The sequence below is a fragment of the Deinococcus sp. Leaf326 genome, from assembly GCF_001424185.1.
Classification (GTDB): Bacteria; Deinococcota; Deinococci; order Deinococcales; family Deinococcaceae; genus Deinococcus.
On sequence record NZ_LMOM01000065.1, the window covers coordinates 390,596 to 405,426 of the forward strand.

At 72.5% G+C, this 14,831-nt stretch carries 16 protein-coding genes; 5 read left to right on the forward strand and 11 right to left on the reverse strand.

The annotated features are described in order from the left end of the window. Positions 1–92 precede the first annotated feature (92 nt). Both ASF71_RS18780 and ASF71_RS18785 read left to right on the forward strand, forming a co-directional pair. Positions 93–1,556 carry a UDP-N-acetylmuramoyl-L-alanyl-D-glutamate--2,6-diaminopimelate ligase gene (locus ASF71_RS18780; RefSeq protein ID WP_056302853.1) on the forward strand — a complete coding sequence of 488 codons (1,464 nt, stop codon included), beginning with the start codon at positions 93–95 and terminating at the stop codon, positions 1,554–1,556. A gap of 96 nt (positions 1,557–1,652) precedes the next feature. Continuing rightward, positions 1,653–3,494, forward strand: coding sequence for an ABC transporter ATP-binding protein (locus ASF71_RS18785; protein WP_056302855.1), 1,842 nt, complete (start codon positions 1,653–1,655; stop codon positions 3,492–3,494). Between the two features lie 22 nt (positions 3,495–3,516). On the opposite strand, the gene ASF71_RS18790 is transcribed toward ASF71_RS18785, so the two are convergent. The 3 genes from ASF71_RS18790 to ASF71_RS18800 all read right to left on the reverse strand — a co-directional run bounded on the left by ASF71_RS18790 (position 3,517) and on the right by ASF71_RS18800 (position 4,449). Next, entirely contained in the window at positions 3,517–3,882 is a 366-nt protein-coding gene (locus ASF71_RS18790; RefSeq protein WP_056302857.1) for an MmcQ/YjbR family DNA-binding protein, read from the reverse strand. Between the two features lie 32 nt (positions 3,883–3,914). Next, positions 3,915–4,181 (reverse strand): hypothetical protein, encoded by a 267-nt coding sequence (locus ASF71_RS18795; protein ID WP_056302859.1) that lies wholly within the window; start codon positions 4,179–4,181, stop codon positions 3,915–3,917. Positions 4,182–4,248: 67 nt separating this feature from the next. Beyond that, entirely contained in the window at positions 4,249–4,449 is a 201-nt protein-coding gene (locus tag ASF71_RS18800; RefSeq protein WP_056302861.1) for a hypothetical protein, read from the reverse strand. Between the two features lie 153 nt (positions 4,450–4,602). Between ASF71_RS18800 and ASF71_RS18805 the strand changes: the two genes are divergently transcribed. Beyond that, positions 4,603–5,562, forward strand: a complete 960-nt coding sequence (locus ASF71_RS18805; protein WP_056302862.1) for a metallophosphoesterase — start codon at positions 4,603–4,605, stop codon at positions 5,560–5,562. A 100-nt stretch (positions 5,563–5,662) separates the two neighbouring features. Here ASF71_RS18805 and ASF71_RS18810 read toward each other — a convergent pair whose 3' ends face one another. Further along, on the reverse strand, positions 5,663–6,043 hold the full coding sequence (locus ASF71_RS18810; RefSeq protein WP_056302864.1) for a hypothetical protein: 381 nt from the start codon (positions 6,041–6,043) through the stop codon (positions 5,663–5,665). A 136-nt stretch (positions 6,044–6,179) separates the two neighbouring features. On the opposite strand from ASF71_RS18810, the gene ASF71_RS18815 reads away from it, so the two are divergent. Next, positions 6,180–7,133 (forward strand): LysR family transcriptional regulator, encoded by a 954-nt coding sequence (locus ASF71_RS18815; RefSeq protein WP_056302866.1) that lies wholly within the window; start codon positions 6,180–6,182, stop codon positions 7,131–7,133. A 31-nt stretch (positions 7,134–7,164) separates the two neighbouring features. Here ASF71_RS18815 and ASF71_RS18820 read toward each other — a convergent pair whose 3' ends face one another. From ASF71_RS18820 to ASF71_RS18835, 4 genes are read right to left on the reverse strand one after another with little or no spacing between them, the layout of a single operon-like run. Further along, entirely contained in the window at positions 7,165–7,986 is an 822-nt protein-coding gene (locus ASF71_RS18820) for an enoyl-CoA hydratase/isomerase family protein (RefSeq protein WP_056302868.1), read from the reverse strand. Next, a complete protein-coding gene (locus ASF71_RS18825; RefSeq protein WP_235514606.1) occupies positions 7,983–9,170 on the reverse strand; it encodes an MFS transporter in 1,188 nt (395 codons plus the stop codon). The genes ASF71_RS18820 and ASF71_RS18825 overlap by 4 nt, the downstream gene beginning before the upstream one ends. Continuing rightward, on the reverse strand, positions 9,167–9,700 hold the full coding sequence (locus tag ASF71_RS18830) for a hypothetical protein (RefSeq protein ID WP_056302869.1): 534 nt from the start codon (positions 9,698–9,700) through the stop codon (positions 9,167–9,169). The genes ASF71_RS18825 and ASF71_RS18830 overlap by 4 nt, the downstream gene beginning before the upstream one ends. Before the next feature lie 44 nt (positions 9,701–9,744). Next, entirely contained in the window at positions 9,745–10,239 is a 495-nt protein-coding gene (locus tag ASF71_RS18835; protein ID WP_056302871.1) for a GNAT family N-acetyltransferase, read from the reverse strand. A gap of 77 nt (positions 10,240–10,316) precedes the next feature. On the opposite strand from ASF71_RS18835, the gene ASF71_RS18840 reads away from it, so the two are divergent. Continuing rightward, positions 10,317–11,240, forward strand: coding sequence for a LysR substrate-binding domain-containing protein (locus ASF71_RS18840; protein WP_056302873.1), 924 nt, complete (start codon positions 10,317–10,319; stop codon positions 11,238–11,240). A gap of 298 nt (positions 11,241–11,538) precedes the next feature. Here ASF71_RS18840 and ASF71_RS18845 read toward each other — a convergent pair whose 3' ends face one another. The 3 genes from ASF71_RS18845 to ASF71_RS18855 all read right to left on the reverse strand — a co-directional run bounded on the left by ASF71_RS18845 (position 11,539) and on the right by ASF71_RS18855 (position 14,795). Continuing rightward, positions 11,539–13,059 (reverse strand): DUF512 domain-containing protein, encoded by a 1,521-nt coding sequence (locus ASF71_RS18845; protein ID WP_056302875.1) that lies wholly within the window; start codon positions 13,057–13,059, stop codon positions 11,539–11,541. 138 nt (positions 13,060–13,197) lie between these two features. Continuing rightward, on the reverse strand, positions 13,198–13,932 hold the full coding sequence (locus ASF71_RS18850) for a Sir2 family NAD-dependent protein deacetylase (protein ID WP_056302877.1): 735 nt from the start codon (positions 13,930–13,932) through the stop codon (positions 13,198–13,200). Continuing rightward, positions 13,929–14,795 carry a DUF1206 domain-containing protein gene (locus ASF71_RS18855; RefSeq protein WP_082506165.1) on the reverse strand — a complete coding sequence of 289 codons (867 nt, stop codon included), beginning with the start codon at positions 14,793–14,795 and terminating at the stop codon, positions 13,929–13,931. Before ASF71_RS18855 ends, ASF71_RS18850 begins: the two co-directional genes overlap by 4 nt. Between the last annotated feature and the right edge of the window lie 36 nt (positions 14,796–14,831).

Genomic DNA, 14,831 nt, shown 5'->3' on the forward strand with positions numbered 1-14,831 from the left:
CATACCCCGTGCAGAGTGGAATACCACGGTGATGGCCAGGAGCAGGAGCCGCCGCGGGCCGGGCGCGGCCGCTTTCCTCTAGCATCTGGCCCATGCGCCTGCCCGACCTCGCCGCCGCCCTGAACCTGCCGCCCTCCGCCTTGCCCGATCTGGAGGTGCGCGGCGTCACGCACAACGCCGAGTGGGTCGGTCCAGGCTCCGTGTTCGTGGCGATCCGGGGGGCACGCTTCGACGGGCACGCCTTCATGGAGAAGGCCCGGGAGGCGGGCGCGGTCGCCGTTCTGGGCGAGGGCCTGCCCGCCGGGACGGAGGCGCCGCTGCCGTACCTGCCGGTGGCCGATGCCCGCGCCGCGCTGGCCGACGCCGCCGCCGCCCTGGAGGAGCACCCCAGCCGCGCCCTGAAGGTGGTCGGCGTGACTGGCACCGACGGCAAGACCACCACGAGCTGGCTGGCCCGCCACCTGCTGCGCGCTGCCGGCATCCCGACCGGGCTGCTCTCGACCGTGGGCTACGAACTGCCCGACGGCGAACTGCGCCACTTCCCCGCGCACTTCACCACGCCCGAGGCGCCGCAGGTGCAGGCCACCCTGGCCGAGATGGTGCGTGTGGGTGCGGGCGCGGCCGTGCTGGAGGCGAGCAGCCACGCCCTGGCCCTGGACCGCGTGCGCGGCGTGGACTGGGACGTGGCCGTGTGGACCCACCTGAGCAGCGAGCACCTGGATTTTCACGGCACGCTGGAGAACTACTTCGCCGACAAGAAGAAACTCGTCGAGCGCGCGCCCTTCGCCGTCCTGAACGTGGACGACCCCTGGACCGCCGAGCTGCGCGGCGTGGCCCCGGAGGAGACGACCTACAGCGCCGAGAACCAGCACGCCGACTGGCGCGCGACCGGGGTCGAGGAGGGGCCGGGCGGCCTGAGTTTCGGTGTGGTGTCGCCCGCCGGCGAGTTCCGGGTCCGGCTGCCCATGATCGGGCGCTTCAACGTGGCGAACGCCCTGGCGGCGATGGCGGCGGCGCACCGGCTGGGCGCGGCCCCGGAGCAGCTCGTGGCCGGGCTGGCGAGTTTTGGGGGCGTGCCGGGCCGCATGGAACTCGTGCCGGGACCGGACGGCGGCCCGCGCGTGATCGTGGACTTCGCGCACACGCCGCCCAGCCTGGACAAGGCGCTGGGGATGCTGCGGGCCACCACACCGGGGAGGTTGTGGGTCCTGCTGGGATCGGCGGGCGGGCGGCGCGACCCCTCCAAGCGCGCGCCGCTGGGCGAAGTGGCTACGCTTTTGGCCGACCACGCGGTCTTTACCGAGGAAGACTGCCGCGACACTCCCCTCGCCGACATCCTGGCCGAGATGGAGCGCGGGGCGCGGGAGGCGGGCCGGACCAACTTCACGTCCATCCCCGACCGCCGGGAGGCCATCGCGCACGTGATCGCGCAGGCGGCCCCTGGCGATACCGTGCTCCTGGCGGGCAAGGGACCGGAAGACACCCTGGAGCGCGAGGGGGAGACGCTGCCCTGGGACGAGGTGGGCGAGGCGAAGGCGGCCCTGGCGCGGCGCTGAGCCACCCGCTCTGTCCCCTGACCGGCCCACCCCCGCGGCAGACAACCTCCTCCAGCTTCCTTTCGCGGCCCCGCCGAGTGCCTAGACTCGGGCGCGATGCTGCGCCCCCTGCCCAAGAAAGACGAGCTGTCCAACCGCGAGCTGCTGGGGGTGCTGACGCGCACCCTGCCGGGGCTGTACCGCAGCGCGCCGCTGCTCGTGTCGCTGCTGCTGGCGATGGCGCTCGTGCAGGGCCTGATTCCGGCCGTGACCATCCTGCTGGGCAAGTGGACGGTGGACGGCGTGAGCGAGGCGCTGCGCGGCGGCACAGTCAACGTGACCCTGCTGGCGGTGGCCTGGACAGGCGCGGCGCTGATCTCGCAGCTCACGCAGGTGGCGGCGCAGGTCCTCCAGGGCTACGCCGCCGACGGCTTCACGGTGCAGACCATGACGCGCCTGATGAACAAGATGACCGACCTGCACGGCCTGGACGTCCTGGAAGATCCGCGTTTCCACGACGACATCGAGATTCTCCAGATGGGCGCGCCCCGGCGGCCGCTGAACCTCGTCTCGACGCTGCTCTCGCTCATCCGCAGTGTCGTGAGCGCCGTGAGCGTCTCGGCCACGCTGCTCGTCATCGGGTGGTGGGTGCCGCTGGTGGTCGTGGCGGGCACCCTGCCCGCGTTGCTGCGCCAGATGGAGTTCTACAAGCTGGGCTGGAGCATCTTCACGCAGCGCACCCAGGACTCGCGCGAGCTGAACTACCTCCAACGGGTCGCCATGCGCCACGAGTCGGCCAAGGAGGTGCGTCTCTACGGGCTGGTGCCCTACCTTCAGGACCGCTACCTGACCGGCACGCTGGCCTACCAGGGCGTGATGCGCGGGGTGCGCAACCGGCAACTGCTGGGCATCCTGCCGTACCAGGCGCTGTCGCTGCTCGTCACGGCGGGGCTGTTCGTGTACGTGGTCAGCCGCGCGCAGGGGGTAGGCGCGAACGCCGGAGGCTACACGGCCGGCAGCGTGGTGCTGGTCATCACGGCTCTCGCGGGCCTGCGCGACGAACTGCGCTCGGTGTCCGAGGCCATCAGCAACGGCACCGAGCACCTCAACTGGTTTCACAAGTACCAGAGCTTTCTGGAGGCGACCTCGGGCGTCACGCAGCCCGCGCAGCCCAGGCCCCTGCCCGCGCGGCTGGCCCTCACCCTCGACGACGTGAGCTTCGGGTACCAGGGCCGCGCGCCGGTCCTCGAACACGTCTCGCTGCACATCCCCGAGGGCCAGACCGTCGCCATCGTGGGGGAGAACGGCGCGGGCAAAACCACGCTGGTCAAGCTGCTGCTGCGCTTCTATGACCCGACGTCCGGGCGCGTGCTGCTGGGAGAACGCGGGCAGGAGGTGGACCTGCGCGACGTGGACGTGGAGAAATGGCGTTCGGAGGTGGCGGCCGTGTTCCAGGACTTCTCGCGCTTCGAGTGGACGCTGCGCGAGAACATCACCCTGGGGCAGCCCGAGGACAGCGCCAAGCTCGCGCACGCGGTCTCGGCCTCCGGGCTGGAGCCGGTGCTGGAGCGCGTGAACGGCGGGCTGGAGGCGCGTATCGGGCAGGCCTTCGGCGGCGTGGACCTCTCGGGCGGGCAGTGGCAGAAACTGGCCACCGCGCGGGCGCTGTACCGCGAGTCCCGCGTCCTGATCCTCGACGAACCGACGGCGGCGCTCGACCCCCGCAGCGAGGCCGAGGTCTTTGGGGCCTTCGCCGCCATGAGCCGGGGGCGCACCACCCTGCTCATCACGCACCGCCTGGGCAGCGTGCTGATGGCCGACCGGGTCCTCGTCATGAAGCTGGGCCGCCTGATCGAGGACGGTACCCACGCCGAGCTGCTGGCGCGCGGCGGCGAGTACGCCGAGCTGTGGGCCCTCCAGGCCAGCCAATACGCGGAGGCGGAGGCCGTGGGGGTCTGAGAACAGGACTTAAGCGACCACTCTACTCCGCCGCCGTCTCCTCCAGCCCCCGCCGCTGCTCCCGCGTCAGGCCCGCGACCACCAGGGCGTAGCTGCCGCGCAGCAGCTCGGTGGCCAGGGCCTGCGGCACCGCGTCCAGCGTCAGCGTGACCCAGTGGCGCTTGTTGAGGTGATAGCCCGGCACGATGCCCGGATATTCGGCCCGCAGTGCCTCGCCGCGTTCGGGCCGCACTTTCAGGCTCAGGGTGAGGGGATCGGCCCCGAGGTCGGTCAGGGCGTACATCCTGCCCGCCACCTTGAACACGAGGGTGGAGGCGCCGAAGGGAAAAGTCTCCTGCGAGCCGCGCAACTCGGCGCAGGCGGCCCGCAGCTCAGCGACGGTCTGCATGGCCGCAGTCTGACATGGCCCGGGGAAGGCGCTCAGCTCTCCGAGGCGTCGGGGTCCACGCCCTCGGCGCGGTTCAGGGCACGGTCGGTGGTGGCCGTGTTTCCACTGCCGGTCAGGCGGGCCACCTCGGCGGCGCTCAGGCCGTCGCCGCTGGGGGCCGGCACGGGCGGCGCGGCGCGTCCGGCGAGGTCGGCGGGGGCCGGTCCCTGCTCGGCGCGGACCTCCTGCATCTCGGGGGCATCCTCCCGCACGCTCAGGTTGGGCACCACGGGCAGGGCGTCACGGCGATTGTCGGTCATGCCGCACTGTGCGGTGGCGGAGTCAGCTGTAGGTCTGCCCGCCTCCGGCCACCCTTCGGGATGGGGGTCAGGCGATCAGGCGGGCGCGGACGGGCGCGGCCCCGGCCAGGGCTTCCAGCAGCAGCAGGTGGGCGGGGGTGCCGGGCGTCAGGCGGCCCAGCGCGTGCAGGCGCCGCAGGGTGGGCAGGTGGTACAGCTCGCCGTCCTCGCCGCGCGCGGTGTCGGCCGGCGAGAAGCTCGTACAGTTCAGCTTGGCGGGGTGGGACATGGCAGCTCCTTCGGAACGGGTAGGCGATGACGAGGAGGCAGGGCGGACAGAAGCATCGCCTTCAGACTTCCTGAAGTCTAGCTTCACGCAACCTTTAATTTTTAGGGCGCGTCTAGATGCGACCCCCACCTCTCCATGTGGTGAAGTGGGACCATGCGCCGCCTCCTGCCCGTGCTGCTGCCCGCCCTGCTCTGGGGGCCGGTGCAGGCCACCGCGGCTCAGCCGTCCTCCCCTGCCCAGCTGTGGCTGGTACTGCTGAGCGACTTCAACGGCCCCTACGGCAGCACACGCTACCCGCCCGCCCTGGAACGGGTGCTGAGCCGCGTCCTGAACGAATGGAAGCCCGCGCTTGTGCTTTCGGCCGGCGACCTGATCGCGGGCCAGAAAGCCAGCCAGAGCAGCGCAGATGTCCGGGCCATGTGGGCCGCCTTCGAGCGGGACGTGCGCGGGCCGCTGGCCGGGGCCGGGATTCCCTTCGCCTTTGCGCTGGGCAACCACGACGCCGGCCTGGCGCGCGACCGCCGCGAAGCCGCCGTCTACTGGGGCGCGCACCCGCCCGCCCTGAACTACGCCGAGCGCTCGGCCTTTCCCTTCCGCTACAGCTTCACGCAGGGGCCGCTGTTCGTGGCCGTGCTGGACGCCAGCGGACCGGGGGTGGACGCCGGGCAGCGCGGCTGGCTCGCGGCGCAGCTGGCCACGCCCACCGCCCGCACCGCCGCCGTGAGGCTGGTGCTGGGGCATCTGCCGCTGGCGGGCCTCAGCCGAGAGAAGAACCGCCCCGGCGAGGTCATCCGGCCGGCTGACGCCCTAGCCCTGCGCAGGGTCATGGAGCGCGGCGGCGTGACCGCCTACGTCAGCGGGCACCACGCGGCGTACTACCCCGGCCGGATGGGCGGGCTGAATGTGCTGAGCAGCGGCGGCATCGGCGGGCGCGACTACGTGGGCGCCCCCGGCACGGCGCGCAGCGTGGTCACGGTGCTGGACGTGGTCGGCAGCGAGGTCCGGCTGGTCGCCTACGACGCCGACACGGGGGCGGCGATTCCCGCTGCCCGCCTGCCCACCCGCGTGGACGGCCTGGGCGGCCCGGTGGTGCGGGTAGAGACACTGCGCTAGCACCCGGATTGCTGGCGCCGGTTGACAGACTGGGCTGGGGGCCAATAGGAGCTGGGCCGGGATCAATCCCGGCCCAACTCTTCGCGGCGCACCTGGCCGGTCAGACCCGGCCGCGGGGGCGCAGCGGCCCCAGCACGCCGATGCCCAGCTCGGCCAGTACGGCGCGCAGGTCCTGGGCCGAGGCCTGGGCGGTGTCGGGCCGGGCCTCCAGGGTCGCGTCGCCCAGGCGGGCCACCGGCCACAGCCGCAGCGTCCAGCCGGGCAGAGTCGGGGCAGGCAGAGTCGGGGCAGCCGTGCGGTCTGCCGGCAACACCACTTCGGCGATCAGGGTGACGGGCTGGGCCGTCTCCGGGCAGGGCAGCGACGGAACGGCGAGGGGCGAGGGACGCGGCCCTTTGGGGGCGGGCTGGGCGACGCGGGGCGGACGGACGACGGACGGACTGCCCGGCTGCGGCTGGGGCACGGTGCGGTACTGGGTCATGGGGGGCTTCCTCCGGAAGCGGTGCAGTCAGAATGCACCTCCAGCACGCTATTGACCATCGGCCAGTCCGGGCATGGCCGCACCCTTCCATCGGCTGACCCGATGGGATCCGGAGGCGCCCCCGCTACACTGGGTCATGAGCCGGGACCCCGCCCCACCGACGCCCACCCTGTCGCAACTGCGCGCCCTGATCGCCGTGGCGGAGGCCGGGGGCTTCGGGGAGGCAGCGGCGGACCTCGGCGTCTCGCAGTCCAGTCTCAGCGAGGCGGTGGCCCGCCTGGAGGCCATGACCCGCCGCCCCCTGCTGCGGCGCACGCCCGGCGGGACGGTGCCCACACCGGCCGGCGAGCGGGTGCTGGCCCATGCCCGCGCCGCCGTGCAGGCCGCCGGAGACGTGCTGCTGGCGGCGCAGGACACCGGGCGGCTCAGCGGCACCCTGCGGGTCGCGGCGTACCGCTCGGTCGCCACCCACCTGCTGCCGCCGGCGCTGGCGAACTTCCGACGGGCACACCCCGACGTGCGGACCGTGGTTCTCGACGGCGACACCGAGGAGGCCGACGCCGAACTTGCCCTGCACACCGGCCGCGCCGACGCGGCGGTGGTCGTCCAGGGCCACACGCAGGGCCTGCACCTCACGCCGCTGCTGTACGACGAGTACCTGTTCGTCGCTCCGGAGTCGCGCGGCGATCATCCGGCCACGCTGGAGGAACTGACCGGTCAGACCCTGTTTCTCTCACCCGGCCGCGACCAGTGCCATCTGCTTGTGCGGCGCTACCTGGAGCAGAAGGGGGTGTCGCTGTCCGGCCTGACCGAAAACCCGCAGGACAGCGTGATCCTGAGCATGGTCGCGCATGGCCTGGGGGTGACCATCCTGCCGCAACTGGCCCTGCACCCCCTGCCGGGCGGGCTCATCAGCCTGCCGCTGCCGGGGGGCCTGAGCCGCCCCCTGGCCCTGGCGGCCCTGCCGCACCGGGCGCACCTGCCGCTGCTGCGCGCCTTCACCGACACCCTGACACAGACCCTGGCGGCCCGGGGACCCGGAGGCTTCCCGGCCCCGCCGCCCGGCGCGTGGCCGCCTTCGGTCCACTGAGGCGGCGAGGCGCCGGCACGCGGTCCAGAGCTCAGATCGGCGCGTCGTCCGCGAAACGGGGCGGGCGTTTTTCGCGCAGGCTCGCCAGCCCCTCGCGGGCGTCGGGGCCGGTGAACCCCAGGAACTCCAGCGCGAGGCTCGCGTCGAAGGTCGGGCCGGCCTGACGCAGCCAGTTGTTCAGGGCGTATTTGGTCCAGCGCACGGCGGTCGGGCTGCCCTGGGCGAGTCTGCGGGCCACCGCCCAGGCCCGGTCCAGCAACTCCTCGTCGGGCACGCACAGGCTCACCAGCCCGATGCGCTCGGCCTCCTCGCCGCTGAGGCTCTCGCCGGTCAGGAGGTAGTACTTGGCCTTGTTCAGCCCGCACAGCAGCGGCCAGATAATGGCGGCGTGGTCGCCGGCCGCCACCCCCAGGCGCACGTGGCCGTCCGAGAGCTGGGCCGTCCGGGCGGCGATGCTCACGTCGGCCAGCAGGGCGACCGCCAGCCCCGCGCCCACACAGGGGCCGTGGATGGCGCTGACCACCGGCTTGCCGCAGTTGACGACGTTGTAGACGAGGTCGCGCGCCTCGCGCCACACACGCGAGAGAACCGTGAAGTCCTGCGTCATCTCCTCGATCATGGAAAAGTCGCCGCCCGACGAGAAGCCGCGTCCTTCGCCCCGGATCAGGACGCAGCGCACGCCCGCCGCCGCGTCGATGTCGCGCCAGATGTCGGTCAGCGCCCGGTGTCCGCGCGCGTCCACACTGTTGAGGGTCTTGGGCGAGTCGAGAACGACTTCCAGAATGCCGTCGCCGTGCAGCGTGACCCGGAGGCCGGGATAGGCGCCCGGCGCGGTGAGCTGGGTTGTGGTCATGGCCGGAGGCTAGCACCCTCGGCCCCGGTGCGGCCCTGCCAGCCCCAGATGCCGACCAGCCCCGCGAGCGCCATGCTGCCCATGACGAGCGCCGCGACGCCCCCCCAGCCACGCGCGGCGAACACATGCCCGGCGACCACGCTCGCCAGGGCGGCTCCGCCGTAGTAGGCGAAGTGATAGAGCCCCGTGGCGAGGCTGCGCGCCCCCGTGACGCTGCGCTGCACCGCCGCGAGCGCCGCCGCCTGCGATAGGAAGACCCCGCAGGCCGCCGCCGCCACCCCCACGACGACCAGCGCCAGCGGCGAGGCGAGCGTGAGCAGCAGCCCCGCGAGGCTGACCCCGACCGCCGTGAGCAGCGCCGTGCGCGGCCCGCGCGCCGCCAGGAACGGCCCGGCGAGCGGCGTGATGACCACTCCCAGCAGGTACACCGCGAATACGCCCCCGGTCTGCGCGGCCGTGAGGAAATAGGGCGCCCCGGCCAGCCGGAGGGTCAGCGGGTTGAACACGCCCACCAGAGTGAACAGGATCAGGAAACCGACCGCGCAGGTCGCCAGCAGCGCCGGATTGCGCAGGTGGGCGCGCAGGCCGGCCACGACCGCGCCTGGGTCGCGCCGGGGCGTGAAGCCCGACTCGCGCGGCAGCGTGCGCGCCAGCCCCCACCCGGCCAGCGAGGCCAGCGCCAGCAGCCAGAAGGCCGCGTGCCAGCTCTGGGGCCCCGCCACCAGGCCTGCCAGGAACCGTCCCAGAAAGCCGCCGAGAACGGTACCGGTGACATAGGCGGTGAGTGCGCGGGCGCGGCCGGCCGGCGGCACCTCCTCGGCGACGTAGGCGTTCAGGGCCACCAGCACGCCGGGAATGAGGAGCCCCTGCACGAAACGGGCGAGATTCAGTGCCCCGAGGGTCGGCGCGAACACGGCGGCCACGGCCGGCAGGACCAACAGCGCGTAGGCCCACACGACCACCCGCCGCCGGCCCAGCGCGTCGGCCAGCACGCCCACGAAGGGCGAGGCCAGCGCCATCGCCAGGGTCGTCGCGCCGATGACTGTGCCTACCTCAGCCGCCCCCACCCGGAACTCGCGCGACAGCAGTGGCAGCAGGCTCTGCGGCGCGTACACGTTCAGAAAGACCAGCGTGCCCAGCGCGGCGAACAGGAGGGGTGCGGGACCGCGTACGGGCTCCCTCAAGGCAGAGCCACCACACTCCCCGGCCCGGCGAGCAGCAGGGTGGGCCGCGCCTCCAGCCCCACGCGGCCCGACGTGTCCAGCCGTTCCAGCACGCTCTCTAGCGCCCAGTCGCGCGCCCACAGCCGCTTGACGGCGTGCAGGGCGGCGGTGCCGGGCGGGGTCACGCGCGCGGCGACCTCCGCCACGGCCTCGTCCGGGCGGCGGGCCTGGACCTCGCCCACATTCAGGCCCGCGTTGCCCAGCGCGCGGTACAGCAGCTGCACGGCGTCGTCCATCAGCGCGCTCGTGCGCACGAGGAGCTGCGCCTGCCCGCACAGCGGTTCCAGGGCGTCCTCGTCTATGCGCGCCGGGTTCACGCCTACGAACAGCCGCCCCAGCGTCTCGGGGAGGTTCACGCCCCGGTAGTACGCCTCCTCGAAGGCCGCCGGAATCAGCAGGCCGCGCGGCGGCACTTCCAGGGCGGCCAGGCGGTGCGTCTCGGCCCCGACCTCGGCCACAGGGCGGCGGGCAGCTTCCGCGAAAGTCAGCATGACCCCGAGGCTAGCGCGGCCACCTCCGGCGCGCGGCGAGGCCATCAGGACAGCGCCAACTCCATGAACACATCGGCGCGGCTGTAGGGCGTGTGCGGGCGCTCGTGGGGTGCGAGATGGCGGAAACCCAGACTCTCGTACAGGTGAACGGCCGGCCCCAGACGCGCGTTGCTGGCCAGGACCAGCCGGGTCGCCCCCATCTCACGCGCCTGGGCGACGGCGTGCGCGAGCAGCCGCCGGCCCACGCCCCGGCCCTGCGCGGCGGGGTCTACCGCCATCTTCGAGACCTCGAACACGCCTGCTCCCTCGGGCCGCAGCGCCACGCAGCCCACCGGCCGCCCGCCCAGATGCGCCATGAACACGGCTCCGCCCGGCGCGACGTAGTGCCCGTCCGGGTCGGCCAGCGCCGCGCGGTCGGCCTCTTCGAGCGCGAACAGCCCAGAAATCCAGGCCTCGTTCAGGGCCCGGAAGGCGGCGCGGTCGGTGTCGGTCGTCAGGGGAGCGAGCTGCGGGGGGGCTTGCGTGGGCACTGCGTTCATAAATCACCTCTTGCCGGCCACGGACCGGTCAGACGAGTATCGGCAGGGCCCGGCGAGATGTCCAATATCTTGCCGACATGGATCAAGACCTCCCTGCTCTGGGTCGTGGCCTGGAACTGCGGCACCTGCGCTACTTCGTGGCGGTGGCCGAGGAACTGCATTTCGGGCGGGCAGCGGCGCGCCTGAACCTCGCCCAGCCGCCCCTCTCGCAGCAGATCCGGCGGCTGGAGGCCATCGTGGGCGCCGAACTGCTGCGGCGCAACTCCCGCTCGGTCGAGCTGACGGCGGCGGGCGTGGCCTTTCTGGAGCGCGCCCGCCGCACGCTGCGCCACGTGCAGGAGGACGTGGCCGAGGCCCGGCGTGTGGGCCAGGGCGCGCAGGGCGTGCTGCGGCTGGGCTTCGCGGGGTCGGCCATCCTGACGGTGGTGCCCGAACTGCTGCGGCGCTACCGGGGGGCCATGCCGCTGGCGCAGCTTCAGCTGTCCGAGTCCTTCACGGCCCAGGTCGTCGCGGGTCTGCTGGCGGGCGACCTCGACGCCGGGCTCGTGCGCGACGCCGACCCCGCCCCTGGCCTGAGCGTCCGCACGCTGTTCACCGAGCCGTATGTGGCCGTGCTGCCCATCACGCACCCGGCAGCGGGCGGGGCCGACGTGGACGTGTCGGCGCTGCGCCGCGACCCCTTCGTGTACTACCCGCGCTCGGCCGGCGCGCGGGCCTACGAGCAGCCACTGAGCCTGTGCGCCGCCCACGGCTTTCGCCCCGTGATCGCTCAGGAGGCCTCGCAGTGGCTGACCATCCTGCGCCTCGTGGGCGCGGGCCTGGGCGTGTCCATCGCGCCCGCGTGCGTGCGCCAGGTCGCCCCCGACTCGGTCGTGTGCCTGCCCCTGCGCGGCCCCGAACTCCTCAGCGAAATCCAGTTCGTGCAGCGCGAAGGAGAGGCTCGCCCCCTCGTGCGCGCCTTCGCCGAACTGGCCGGCGAGGTGGCACAGGAGGATATGTAGCGTGGGGCCTGTGGCTTGTGGCGCAGCGCAAACCACCAGCCCCCTCCGACCCTACCGCCCAGGTCCCCCCGAAGGCCGTCGTGCGCGAAGCGCGGGCCATTCCGAACCGGCTGGGGCTGGCCCTGAACTGAGCCGTCACGCCGTCAACCTGTGCAGCCCCGCCAACGCCCGGAACGACTCTTGCCGAGCGCAGCGAAAAAACTTCCCCTCCTGCTGGGGGAGAGGGAAAATAGGCATACAAAACCAGCCAAAAAAGAAGGCCGCCCAGTCGCCTGGACGGCCCCCGCACCACCCAGCTTCAGGCGTGCATGCCCTGCTCCGCCACCTTCTCCTCCAGCGGGCGGTCCTTGACCGCGTGCGCGCTCATGCCCCACTGGGTGCCGCTGCTCTGCACGCCCTGCAGGATCACGCGGGCCAGTTCGCCCAGCGTGGCGCCGCCCGGCTGGATGTCCATCTTGAGTTCCTGGCGCAGCTCGGTCAGGCTCACGTCGTCGAGCATGAGCTCGGTGCCGTAGCGCAGCGTCGAGTTGGGCACGAGCAGCAGGTCGGCCTCGCCGGGCTTGACCGCGTGCCGGAAGCAGCGGCCCGTGAGCAGCCCGGCGACCGTCGTGATGTCCCCAAAGGTCTTGTTGACCACGTGCCGCACCTCGATCTCCAGACCCTCGATGGCACGCAGCGGCTGCACGGCGAGGTCGAGCGACTCGGCGAACAGCGCCCCCGTCCCCAGGATGACCTTGCGCGGTTCGGGCAGAGCGGCGGGCAGCTCGGGCAGCGGCTCGGTGAGGAAGTCGCGGATCATGCCCACGCCGTTTTCCAGCATGGGGAAGCCCTCGTACTCTTCTTCACTGGGCAGCGGTTCGCCGGCCAGCAGGTACAGCTCGTCCGACGGGAAGATGAAGCGCGTGCCCCGCTCGGCCAGGAACTTCTTGCGCCACACGTTGAGCCTCGACAGGGTGTCCTGCGCCTCCTCCCGCGTGAAGGTGCGCACGTCCGGCAGGTTCTTGCGGTGCCCGGTCAGACCGATGGGCACCACCGCCGCCGAGATCACGTTGGGGCGGCTGCTGAGGTACTCGACCGTGTCGTCGAGGTTCTCGCGGTCGTTGCGCTCGGGCACGAGCACGATCTGGGTATAGAGGTCAATGCTCTCCAAGCGCTCGATCATGCCGCGAATCTGCACGGCCTGCTCGTCTTTGACCTTGAGCTTCCACCACTTCATCATGTCCTGGCGCAGTTCCTGGTTCGAGGTGTGCACCGACACGTACAGCGGCGAGAGGTTCTCGTCGAGGATCCGGTTGATGTCGCCTTCGGTCAGGTTGGTGAGCGTGACGAAGGAGCCGTACAGGAACGACAGTCGGTAGTCGTCGTCCATGATGTACAGGCTCTTGCGGAAGCCCCGCGGCATCTGGTGCACGTAGCAGAAATCGCACTTGTTGGCGCACTTCTTGATGCCGTCGAACAGCACTTCCTCGAAGTCCAGGCCCGGGTCTTCCCACTCGACCGTGAAGGTAAAGGTGTCGTCGAGGCTGGGCGGCGCAGGCAGGAACAGGCGGTGGTGGTCCTGCGCGGTACCGGGCACTCCGGTCATGGCGCGCGGGGCCTCTCTCGGCCGCGCGATTTCCAGGCTCGCCACGCCCTGCGAGAGCTTGTGGCGGTAGTCGAGCACGTCGGTCACGGGCTGGCCGTTGACGCGCAGCAGCACGTCGCCGGGCTGCACGCCCGCACGCTCGGCAGGGCTGCCCGTCTCTACGGTCTTGATGGGCGCGGGGTAGAAGGGGTCTTCGGGGATGTGGGTTTTCGGAAACTCCGGGGCTGCCGTCATGAATTCACCTCATTTCGGGACGGCCCTGGATGTCAAAATCACGCGGCCCCGACTCAAGCAAAGAAGTTTAACAGAATCAGGGTGGTCTCAAGGTGACGCAGCCTGCTTAGTCGGGCGGTGGTCCTGGGCGGGGCGGCCTCAGCCCAGCAGCGCCCGCAATCCCTCGGCAGCGGTGGCCCGCAGGCTCAGGGTCATGTGCAGCGTCAGGTCGGTGACCTGCGGGTTGATCTCGGCGACGATCCCGCCGCGCCGCAGGGTCCAGGCGGCCAGCCCGGCGGCCGGGTACACCGCGCCACTCGTGCCGATCACCAGCGCCACGTCGGCGGCGGCGAAGGCGTCCTGGGCCGCCGCCAGCGCGTCTGCCGGCAGGTTCTCGCCGAACCACACCACGTTCGGGCGCATGCGGTTCCCGGCGGGCGAGGTGGGCGGCACGGTCAACAGGTCGGGAGGCGGCAGCGGATAGACCTCGCCCGTCACCTCGTCGCGGGCGTGCGTGAGGTTGCCGTGCAGTTCAGCCAGCGTGCCCCCCAGAGTGCCGCTGCCGGCCCGCCCGTGCAGGCCGTCCACGTTCTGGGTCGCCAGAAAAAAGCCCGCGCCTTTTTCCCGCTCCAGCCTGGCCAGCAGCAGGTGCGCGGCGTTGGGCTGGGCGGCCGTGACGTCGCGGTAGCGCCCGGCATACCAGTCCCAGACGAGTTCGGGATCGCGCCAGTAGGCCTCCGGGCTGGCGAGGTCCTCGGGCCGGAAGCGCGCCCAGTGGCCGGTCTGTGCGTCCCGGAAGGTGGGAATGCCGCTTTCTGCGCTCACCCCCGCTCCCGTCAGGACGGCCACGCGGCGGGCGGCGGCCAGTGCGGCGCGGACCTCCGCGGGGGTCACGCCGCCGCCGGCTGCCGGCCTCCCCCCACCTGAATATGACGGTAGCGCGCCTGCACGAAACACCACAGGCCGTAGCACACGGTCCCCAGTGCCACCGCGCCCATCAGCCACGCCCCGCCCGGCCGGTTCAGCAGCCAGTTCAGGGCGCCGCCCGTGCCGCGCACCCCGGCGGCCTCGCCCTGCACCGCTGCCACGAGCAGGAAGGCCCCCACCAGACCCAGCACCACTCCGCGCGCGGCCGTTCCGAGTTGTCCCACCCGCCGCAGGGTGGCGGAGTGGTCGGCCCCGGCGCCCCGCAGCGCGATGAACTTCATGAATTTGCCCCTGCCTGCGCTGACGAGTTCGGCGCCCCCGGCGCCCAGCAGGGCCGCGCCGCCCAGCCCCAGGAGCAGTTGCCCGGCCGGCAGGGCCAGCACCCGCGCCGCGAGGTCCTGCGCGCTGGCCCCGCTGCCCACACTGGCCTGCGTGACGAGCCGGAAGGCGAACCACGCCGCGCCCAGGTTCACGGCTCCGCTGGCGAGGTAGCCGGCGCGGCGGGCCAGCCCGGCGGCGGCCGTCCCCAGGCGTTCGGGGTCCAGGACCGCGCGCAGAAGCTGCCACAGCGCGTAGCCGACCAGCCCCAGCGCCAGGACACCCACCAGGCCCTCGCCCAGCGGCAGGTCCTCGAGGCGGCGCACGGCGCCCTCGGTATCGGTGGCCGCGCCGCCCCGGCGGCCAGCCGCCAGCGTGAGGGCCAGCGCCCCCACCGTGACGTACACCACGCCCCGGCAGGCGTAGCCGAAACGGGCCAGGGCCTCCAGACCCGGCGCGGCCTGCTCGCCCGCGCGGCGCACCGCCCCTGCCATCTCTCGTTCGTCGGCCATGTCCTGCCCAGTGTGCCGCGCGTGGGCGGCCCGCGC

Coding starts and splice junctions, on each gene's coding strand:
- ASF71_RS18805 (WP_056302862.1), top strand. CDS start 4,603: ATGCGCCGCCTCCTGCCCGTGCTGCTGCCCGCCCTGCTCTGGGGGCCG.
- ASF71_RS18780 (WP_056302853.1), top strand. CDS start 93: ATGCGCCTGCCCGACCTCGCCGCCGCCCTGAACCTGCCGCCCTCCGCC.
- ASF71_RS18820 (WP_056302868.1), bottom strand. CDS start 7,986: ATGACCACAACCCAGCTCACCGCGCCGGGCGCCTATCCCGGCCTCCGG.
- ASF71_RS18810 (WP_056302864.1), bottom strand. CDS start 6,043: ATGACCCAGTACCGCACCGTGCCCCAGCCGCAGCCGGGCAGTCCGTCC.
- ASF71_RS18835 (WP_056302871.1), bottom strand. CDS start 10,239: ATGAACGCAGTGCCCACGCAAGCCCCCCCGCAGCTCGCTCCCCTGACG.
- ASF71_RS18815 (WP_056302866.1), top strand. CDS start 6,180: ATGAGCCGGGACCCCGCCCCACCGACGCCCACCCTGTCGCAACTGCGC.
- ASF71_RS18830 (WP_056302869.1), bottom strand. CDS start 9,700: ATGCTGACTTTCGCGGAAGCTGCCCGCCGCCCTGTGGCCGAGGTCGGG.
- ASF71_RS18800 (WP_056302861.1), bottom strand. CDS start 4,449: ATGTCCCACCCCGCCAAGCTGAACTGTACGAGCTTCTCGCCGGCCGAC.
- ASF71_RS18855 (WP_082506165.1), bottom strand. CDS start 14,795: ATGGCCGACGAACGAGAGATGGCAGGGGCGGTGCGCCGCGCGGGCGAG.
- ASF71_RS18845 (WP_056302875.1), bottom strand. CDS start 13,059: ATGACGGCAGCCCCGGAGTTTCCGAAAACCCACATCCCCGAAGACCCC.
- ASF71_RS18790 (WP_056302857.1), bottom strand. CDS start 3,882: ATGCAGACCGTCGCTGAGCTGCGGGCCGCCTGCGCCGAGTTGCGCGGC.
- ASF71_RS18840 (WP_056302873.1), top strand. CDS start 10,317: ATGGATCAAGACCTCCCTGCTCTGGGTCGTGGCCTGGAACTGCGGCAC.
- ASF71_RS18795 (WP_056302859.1), bottom strand. CDS start 4,181: ATGACCGACAATCGCCGTGACGCCCTGCCCGTGGTGCCCAACCTGAGC.
- ASF71_RS18785 (WP_056302855.1), top strand. CDS start 1,653: ATGCTGCGCCCCCTGCCCAAGAAAGACGAGCTGTCCAACCGCGAGCTG.